General features: G+C 62.0%; 8 protein-coding genes. 4 read left to right on the top strand and 4 right to left on the bottom strand.

Annotated features, from left to right (window positions below):
* Positions 1 to 225 precede the first annotated feature (225 nt).
* Complete coding sequence (locus tag CAY82_RS13330; RefSeq protein WP_015269375.1) at positions 226 to 444, bottom strand: DUF1127 domain-containing protein; 219 nt, start codon at positions 442 to 444, stop codon at positions 226 to 228.
* A gap of 96 nt (positions 445 to 540) precedes the next feature.
* On the opposite strand from CAY82_RS13330, the gene CAY82_RS13325 reads away from it, so the two are divergent.
* A complete protein-coding gene (locus tag CAY82_RS13325) occupies positions 541 to 1,392 on the top strand; it encodes a LysR substrate-binding domain-containing protein (protein WP_061552405.1) in 852 nt (283 codons plus the stop codon).
* A gap of 22 nt (positions 1,393 to 1,414) precedes the next feature.
* Here the strand turns inward: CAY82_RS13325 and CAY82_RS13320 are convergent, their stop codons facing one another.
* Positions 1,415 to 2,164 carry a sulfite exporter TauE/SafE family protein gene (locus CAY82_RS13320; protein WP_087501607.1) on the bottom strand — a complete coding sequence of 250 codons (750 nt, stop codon included), beginning with the start codon at positions 2,162 to 2,164 and terminating at the stop codon, positions 1,415 to 1,417.
* Between the two features lie 112 nt (positions 2,165 to 2,276).
* Here CAY82_RS13320 and CAY82_RS13315 point away from each other — a divergent pair, with 112 nt between their 5' ends.
* The 3 genes from CAY82_RS13315 to CAY82_RS13305 all read left to right on the top strand — a co-directional run bounded on the left by CAY82_RS13315 (position 2,277) and on the right by CAY82_RS13305 (position 4,314).
* Entirely contained in the window at positions 2,277 to 3,230 is a 954-nt protein-coding gene (locus CAY82_RS13315) for a LysR family transcriptional regulator (RefSeq protein WP_087501618.1), read from the top strand.
* Between the two features lie 58 nt (positions 3,231 to 3,288).
* Positions 3,289 to 3,744, top strand: a complete 456-nt coding sequence (locus tag CAY82_RS13310) for a MarR family winged helix-turn-helix transcriptional regulator (protein ID WP_087501606.1) — start codon at positions 3,289 to 3,291, stop codon at positions 3,742 to 3,744.
* A 141-nt stretch (positions 3,745 to 3,885) separates the two neighbouring features.
* On the top strand, positions 3,886 to 4,314 hold the full coding sequence (locus CAY82_RS13305) for an organic hydroperoxide resistance protein (RefSeq protein ID WP_013971531.1): 429 nt from the start codon (positions 3,886 to 3,888) through the stop codon (positions 4,312 to 4,314).
* A 57-nt stretch (positions 4,315 to 4,371) separates the two neighbouring features.
* Here the strand turns inward: CAY82_RS13305 and efp are convergent, their stop codons facing one another.
* Positions 4,372 to 4,941, bottom strand: coding sequence for an elongation factor P (gene efp, locus CAY82_RS13300; RefSeq protein WP_013971530.1), 570 nt, complete (start codon positions 4,939 to 4,941; stop codon positions 4,372 to 4,374).
* A gap of 48 nt (positions 4,942 to 4,989) precedes the next feature.
* Complete coding sequence (gene earP, locus CAY82_RS13295) at positions 4,990 to 6,117, bottom strand: elongation factor P maturation arginine rhamnosyltransferase EarP (RefSeq protein ID WP_087501605.1); 1,128 nt, start codon at positions 6,115 to 6,117, stop codon at positions 4,990 to 4,992.
* Positions 6,118 to 6,232: the final 115 nt, after the last annotated feature.

Below are 6,232 nucleotides of genomic sequence, written 5' to 3'. Positions count from 1 at the left end.
CCACCTTGCGAAAGCCCCGGTTGCCCTCTAGGTAAGCGGTGATAGCCGTGAGCTTGAACTGCTCTGTGTATTTACCCATAGATCCCCCACGGGTTGGATTGGTGTCCAACTTCTTGGGGGCAGTCCACAAATGTGGGAGCGGGCTTGCCCCGCGAAGCGCCGCGCGGGCGGCGCTCGATCTCACAGGCGCTAAAAACCTCCAGCCAAACACCTCTGCGCCCCAACTCACCTCCTCAGCGGGTCATCCCAGAAATGCCGCTCGGCCTCTTGCTGGATATCCGCCCGGCTCAACCCCAGGTCGTGCAAGGTCGCATCACTGAGGCTGGCCAATTCCTGGCGCTGGCGGTACAGCTGCAGCCAACGCGCCGGGCGCTGCAGGGCGGCATGCCACAGGTGGTTCAGGGAAAAGGCAGGTTGCTGGATGCTGCTGACATGACCTTTCATCGTGAAGCCCTCCGTGTTGATGGCCTCAGTTTCAACCCAGGCATAAGATCAATCCAACGAATGTTTCTGATGCCATCCATCTCGGAGATTGATGCAATGTCCCAGTACCAGAGCCTCGACGCGGACGTACTGCGCACCTTCGTGGCCATCGCTGAGCAGGGCGGCTTCACCCGTGCCGGTGAGGTGGTCAACCGCACCCAGTCGGCGGTGAGCATGCAGATGAAACGCCTGGAGGAGGACATCCTGCAGCGTCAGCTGTTTGAGCGCGATGGCCGCCAGGTGCGCCTGACTGCCGAAGGCCAGGTGCTGCTGGGCTATGCCCGGCGCATCCTCAAGCTACACGGAGAAGTGTTCAACACCCTGCGCATGCCGCACATGGTCGGGGTAGTACGCATCGGCACACCGGACGACTACGCCATGCGCTTTCTGCCGACCATCCTGTCGAGCTTTGCCCAGGCCTACCCGTTGGTGCAGGTAGAAGTGCATTGCGACTCGTCCAAGCAACTGATGTTGCGCCAGGATCTGGACCTGACCATCGTCACCCGTGAGCCGGGCAACGAGATTGGCCAGCTGCTGCGCCAGGAGCGCCTGGTGTGGGCAGCGGCCGAAGGCTTCTGCCCGCAAGAGCAACGCCCCATGCCGGTGGCCTTGTTCAACACCGACTGCTTCTGCCGTGCATGGACCTGCAATGCCCTGGAGGCCCAGGGCATCGACTACCGCATTGCCTATACCAGCCCGAGCCTGGCGGCGATCTTTGCCATTGTCACCGCAGGGTTGGCGGTGACCGCGCAGTTGCAGAGCCTGATTGGCGGGAATATCCGCATTTTGGGCGAGAGCGAAGGGTTGCCGCAGTTACCGGTGGCCAATGTGATGCTGGTGCGCAGTACCCAGAACCCTTCACCGATCACCGATTGCATGGCCGACTACATTGTCGAAGGGTTCAAGTAACTTGGGGCTGCTGCGCAGCCCCTCAAAGCTCGAACCCGAGCATCACCGCACACACCACCAAAAACAGGCAGAACATCGCCCGCAACACTTTCTCCGGCAACGCATGGGCCAACTTCACCCCCCAGCTGATGCTGAGCAAGCCCCCCACCGCCAGCGGAATCCCCACCCCCCAGTCGACACTGTGGTGTACCCCATAGGTCACCAAGGTCACCAAGGTACTTGGCGCCGCCAGCGCCAGCGACAACCCCTGCGCCACCACCTGGGTGGCACCGAACACACTGGTCAGGATCGGCGTGGCCACCACGGCACCACCCACCCCGAACAAACCACCCATGGCCCCGGCAAAGCTGCCCAGCACTCCCAACCACGGCCAGGCATAGCGCAATTCGGCGCTGGGTGGCGTCACCTTCATGAACATCCGCACCACATTCCACAACGCCAGGGCAACCAGAAAGCCGACAAACCCCAGGCGCATGGAATGTGCATCCAGCCCCACCGCCCAGATCGACCCCAGCCAGGCGAACGCGAAACTGCACAGCGACAGCGGCACGGCATAGCGCAGTTCGATGCGGTTACGCTGGTGATAACGCCACAGCGCCAGCAACACATTGGGCACTACCATCACCAGCGCCGTGCCCTGCGCCAACTGCTGATCCAGGCCGAACAGCACGCCCAGCGCCGGAATAGCGATCAGCCCGCCACCAATGCCGAACAGGCCACCCATGGTCCCCAGGGCTGCGCCCAACACGATATACAACAACCACTCGATCATCAGGGCCTCATCCGCCAGAACACATGATGCAAGCATGCTATCGATTGCGGGCTAGCGGGGAAACGCACAGCAGCGCACAATGGCTGTGCGTTTTTCGCAAAAGCAGGTATCCATGAGCCCCGACACCCTGACCGACCAGCTGAGCCTGTTCCTCGATGTGCTGGAAACCGGCAGCTTTTCTGCCGCCGCCCGCCGCCATCCGCTGACCCCGTCCGCGGTGGCCCGGCGCATCGACAACCTGGAAAACGCCGTGGGCAGTCGCCTGTTCACCCGCAGCACCCACGCCGTGCGCGCCACACCCGCAGGCAATGCCTTTGCCGAACGGGCCAGGCGCATCATCGAGGAGCTGCGCCTGGCCCGCGCCGAAGCGGTGTCGCTGAGCAATGCTCCCGAGGGCCTGATCCGTATCGATGCTCCCGCCGCATTCGGCCGCCGCCACCTGGCCCCGGCCATCGCCGACTTTCTGGTGGCCTACCCAGGCCTGGATGTACAACTGCGCCTGATCGACAGCTTCGTCGACCTGCATGGCAGCCACCTGGGCGAGGTCGACCTGGTGCTGCGCGCGGGCCCCCTGGCCGATACCCGACTGGTCGCCACGCCACTGGCCTACATGGTGCGCATCGCCTGCGCCAGCCCGTCCTACCTGGCCAGCCGCGGCATGCCCACCTGCCCCAGCCAACTGCCCGGGCACGATGGCCTGGACTGGGACGGCCTGGCGCCGCCATTCGCCTGGCGCTTCAACGTGGCCGGGCAAACCCGCCTGTACCGCCCCTCACGCATGCGCATGGCCGCCAACAACGCCGAAACCCTGCTGTTCGGCGCCCTCGCCGGCCTAGGCATAGCCCATCTGCCCACCTGGCTGATCAGCGAATACCTATTGCGCGGCGAGCTGATACCGTTGTTTTGCGACGGTGGCTTGCCCGAAGCCGAAACCAGCGGTATCTACGCGCTACGCCTGGAACATGAAACGAACTCTCGCAGCCGTTTGCTGCTCGAATTCCTCAAGAGCCGCTTCAGCCCAATCCCACCTTGGGATCTGGCCTTGCGCAGTGAATTGCGCGAGTAATGCGCGCAATAATGATCAGCGCGCCAGACTTTCCCATTGATTACCTTCAAGGACCTGCATGAACGCCAACACCCAAGCCTCCTGTGACGAGCTGCTGCTGGAAAACCAGGTCTGTTTCGCCCTGCACTCCACCTCGTTGCTGATGACCAAGGTCTACAAACCGCTGCTGCAGGCCCTGGGCCTGACTTACCCCCAGTACCTGGCCATGCTCGTGCTGTGGGAGCACGACGGCCTGACCGTAGGAGAGATCAGCCAGCACCTGCTCACCGACCCCGGCTCACTGACGCCGCTGCTCAAGCGCCTGGAAAGCGAAGGCCTGCTACAACGCAACCGCAGCCGTGAGGACGAACGGGTGGTACTGGTGCAACTGACCGACAAGGGTCGCGACTTGCAGCGGCAAGCCAGGGAAGTGCCACAGTGCATCCTCAAGGCCAGCGGGCGCAGCCTGGAACAACTGCAACAGCTGCAAGCCGACCTGCTGGCGCTGCGCGAGAACCTGCAGAAAAACCTCTGACAGCTATGCTGTGCAATGGCCGTTCGGATGAACGGTGACGATTTATCTTGCGCACTAACTAATTGCGCGCTAATTTAAATCCCACACCAACCCGCGCCCTCCTCCAGACAGGAAGCGCACAGCACATTAGCGAGGCTCAAGATGCAAAAGGTCACTCCGCTGTACATCGCAGAAGCTACCTCCACCGGTGGGCGCGATGGCAAATCCCGCTCCAGTGACGGCAAGCTGGTGGTCAGCCTGAGCACCCCCAAGGAACTGGGTGGCGCTGGCGGTGACGGCACCAACCCCGAGCAGATGTTCGCCGCAGGTTACTCGGCGTGCTTCATCGGTGCCCTGAAGTTCGTGGCCGGGCAAGAGAAAAAAGCCCTGCCGGCGGATGCCTCGATCACCGCGAAGGTGGGCATCGGCCAGATTCCGGGTGGTTTCGGCCTGGACATCGACCTGCACATCAACCTGCCGGGTCTGGCTCAGGCCGATGCCGAAGGGCTGGTGGAAAAGGCGCACAAAGTGTGCCCGTATTCCAACGCCACCCGCGGCAATGTGGATGTGCGCCTGCATGTGACCGTGTAAGCCACAGGCATAAAAAAACCCGGCCAAGGCCGGGTTTTTTGCGTTTCACAAGAAGGATTACTTCTTGGAGCGGCCTTTGAAGCTGTTGTCGCGAGTGTCGATATCGATCCACTCGTCGATCTGGATGAAGTCGGCAACCGAGATCTCGGTACCGTTCTTCAGCTTGGCAGGCTTCATGACCTTGCCCGAGGTGTCGCCGCGTGCAGCGTTCTCGGTGTAGACAACCTGGCGGCTGATGGTGGTCGGCAGTTCAACCGATACCAGGCGGCCTTCGAAGAACACGGCTTCGCAGACGTCTTCCATGCCTTCTTCGATGTACGGCAGAACGGCTTCGATGTCCTCGGCGTTCAGTTCGTACATGGTGTAGTCGGTGGTGTCCATGAAGGTGTATTCGTCACCGTTGATGAACGACAGGGTCGCTTCTTTGCGATCCAGGATCACGTCGTCCAGCTTGTCGTCTGCACCGTAGACGGTTTCGGTCTTGTAGCCGGTCAGCAGGTTCTTCAGCTTGGTCTTCATGATCGCGCTGTTACGGCCCGACTTGGTGAACTCAGCTTTTTGAACCAGCCACGGGTCGTTGTCGATCCGCAGGACGGTACCGGGTTTCAGTTCTTTACCAGTTTTCATTACGAAGTATCCGAATCTGGATGGATTTATAAAAATCGAGGCCGCGTATCATAGCGAATTTCGGTAAAAGTGTACTAGCGCTGTGGCAAGGTCCGGCTGAGCGGCCTGTCGCGTTGCCCAAAGCCGGGCATGCTGCCGCAGTTCTGGCCAGTGCTGGCGGGCCGCCTGCCAGGCCTGCCCCATGTCGCGATCCATGTTCCAGGCACGCCACAGGCCAAGCAGGGCGGCATCGGCATCGCCTGACAACCCGTGTCGATAATGCGCGAGAAACGCTTCGAGCTTTTCCCAATGGGCATTCTCGTCCTGCACGTAGATGTGCCACAGCATCGGCTGCCCGGCCCACTGCGCGCGCACGAACGAGTCTTCGCCGCGCACGGCGTTGAAATCACAGCTCCACAGTAACCGGTCGTAGTCGTCCTGGCTGACGAAAGGTAGTACCTGCACGGTCAGCGCTCCTCGCTTGTGCACACTGCCCACTTGCAGCGGCGCCTCGCCAAGCCACTGGCTGAGCCCCGCGACCACGCGCCCTTGCGGCACCAGCAGGTGACAAGGTTGCTCGCCTGAGGCCATGGCATCAAGCCAGTTGCCCAGTTGCGGGTTTTCGTAGGCGAACAGGGACATCAGCAACGCCCCCGCTTCAGGGGTTACGCCAAGCCCCTGCAAGAAGGCCTGCCCTGCCCCCTGCTGGAACGCATCACGCCGCGCCAGCAGCGAGCCCTCGCGCAGCAGGCCACCGGTTTTTTCGGTAAAGCCGGGAAAGAAAAACACCTTGCGCAAGCCATTGGGCTGCGGCGAAGGCAAGCCATGGCAGCCCTCCACCCAGTCCTCGGCACTGAGGTATTCGAGGTTCAGCCACAGCGGCGGCGTGGCGCGAGCACGCATTGCCTCCACATAAGCTGCTGGCAACTGGCAGGCGAAGGCACCGATTACCACATCAGCCGGCGCCACCGGCAACCAGGTCACCGGCCACTGGCGCACATCCACACCGTGCTGCCACTGCTGCAGGGCGGTGGCATCGGCCTCTGGGCACATGGGTGTGAACGCATTGAGGTCATCCACCCACAGGCGCACTGCCAGGCCGTGCTCGGCCACCAGCTGCCGGGCCAGGCGCCAGGTCACGCCTATATCGCCGTAGTTGTCGACGACGCTGCAGAAGATGTCCCAGGTGGCTTTCATGTGCCCTGCCCTCGCCCAGCGGAAAAACCGCGCATTCTGCGCATAATTTGTCGCTGAAAAAAGCACCTGCGCGGAAAAATGCCCAGGCGCATGCGACAATGCTCCCCGAACACCC

This window comes from Pseudomonas sp. SID14000, assembly GCF_002165135.1.
In the GTDB taxonomy this organism is placed as follows: Bacteria; Pseudomonadota; Gammaproteobacteria; order Pseudomonadales; family Pseudomonadaceae; genus Aquipseudomonas.
This window is presented reverse-complemented; position numbering and strand designations above follow the sequence as displayed.

Coding starts and splice junctions, on each gene's coding strand:
- CAY82_RS13330 (WP_015269375.1), bottom strand. CDS start 444: ATGAAAGGTCATGTCAGCAGCATCCAGCAACCTGCCTTTTCCCTGAAC.
- CAY82_RS13325 (WP_061552405.1), top strand. CDS start 541: ATGTCCCAGTACCAGAGCCTCGACGCGGACGTACTGCGCACCTTCGTG.
- CAY82_RS13320 (WP_087501607.1), bottom strand. CDS start 2,164: ATGATCGAGTGGTTGTTGTATATCGTGTTGGGCGCAGCCCTGGGGACC.
- CAY82_RS13315 (WP_087501618.1), top strand. CDS start 2,277: ATGAGCCCCGACACCCTGACCGACCAGCTGAGCCTGTTCCTCGATGTG.
- CAY82_RS13310 (WP_087501606.1), top strand. CDS start 3,289: ATGAACGCCAACACCCAAGCCTCCTGTGACGAGCTGCTGCTGGAAAAC.
- CAY82_RS13305 (WP_013971531.1), top strand. CDS start 3,886: ATGCAAAAGGTCACTCCGCTGTACATCGCAGAAGCTACCTCCACCGGT.
- efp (WP_013971530.1), bottom strand. CDS start 4,941: ATGAAAACTGGTAAAGAACTGAAACCCGGTACCGTCCTGCGGATCGAC.
- earP (WP_087501605.1), bottom strand. CDS start 6,117: ATGAAAGCCACCTGGGACATCTTCTGCAGCGTCGTCGACAACTACGGC.